Here is a 1044-nt window from a genome sequence, read left to right as displayed (position 1 = left end):
CTGATAAAGGTACTGACCTAGGTGTTGCGGGATGTTTTTAATGTCGGGTTGCATGTGCTGTCCTTAGCGTATTTAATTAGCTTATATAGATTCTACGAGGTTCTAAGCTCAACATACTCACAAAAGAATGAGAGGAAGGAGTCAGCTATTACTCCGTCAACTTGTTTTTTAAATAAATTATAATTAACTAGTGGGTATTCTTTTTCTTGGGCACTAGAATCTAAGCACCAACAAATTTCATTTTCTTTATAAAAAATCACAATTAAATGTGGGGGTAATTCAAATGTTTCCCTGCAATCAAGTGTGTCACCTAATATCGTTCCTCCAAGCTTCAAAGTAGCATTATTATCTTCTATACCAGATACCTCGGCATCGATTGTACCTCCACCACCACATTCTTTTAAAAAATTAACTAATGAAGATGGGAGTTTTATCGAAATTAGCTGTTCAAGAAGTGCTATTTCTTTCAAGTCAGCCGAACCTTGCCAAAAGGTTTCGTGTTCACTCAAATCAAGTTGTTTTATTAACTCACTATATTTATTCATACAGATTTACCTACTCAAAATCTTGTGCTCTAAGTTTCCAGTATTCTTTTTTAAATTTTTCATACTGATATTGGAGCGAAGGGTTATTCCTAAAACTTTTACCATCTTCGATTAGACCGTGTAAAGCTTTATGATGTTTTTTATGAGTCGAAGATAAAAGCTCAACCATTGGGCTTGGCTCTTGTCCCAAAATGTGATGTAAGTTTATTTGCTTACCGTCTTTGCCTATAGGGGCATTACCATTTTTCATTAAATCAAGGTTTGACCAACCACCTTCAATTTTAGCTCTAATACTTTTATGGACACTTGAATCAACATGTGTTGGTATTCCTGACATAAAGTCAAGATCGGTTTTATACATCTTGCGATTATTAACTAAATTTGAGCTATATTTTTTGTTGACTGAGTTAGATAGTTTTTTACTCTCAGCCCCCTTTAAATCATTTCCTTTCGGCGCATCTAATTCATTCGCAACGGTCTTTTTAGGTTTACCCACAAT

General features: G+C 34.8%; 2 protein-coding genes. Both read right to left on the bottom strand.

Annotation, left to right across the window (positions count from 1 at the left end):
* Positions 1-92: 92 nt before the first annotated feature.
* On the bottom strand, positions 93-545 hold the full coding sequence (locus GQR46_RS20045; RefSeq protein ID WP_165742287.1) for an SMI1/KNR4 family protein: 453 nt from the start codon (positions 543-545) through the stop codon (positions 93-95).
* 10 nt (positions 546-555) lie between these two features.
* A partial coding sequence (locus tag GQR46_RS20040) for an HNH/ENDO VII family nuclease (protein ID WP_206009726.1) occupies positions 556-1044 on the bottom strand: 489 nt, incomplete at its 5' end.

Origin of the sequence: Pseudoalteromonas sp. Z1A6, from assembly GCF_011378745.1 — a bacterium.
Lineage (GTDB): Bacteria > Pseudomonadota > Gammaproteobacteria > Enterobacterales > Alteromonadaceae > Pseudoalteromonas > Pseudoalteromonas arctica.
Note: the sequence above shows the minus strand (reverse complement) of the source record. Positions and strands in the feature narration are given on the sequence as shown.

Coding starts and splice junctions, on each gene's coding strand:
- GQR46_RS20045 (WP_165742287.1), bottom strand. CDS start 545: ATGAATAAATATAGTGAGTTAATAAAACAACTTGATTTGAGTGAACAC.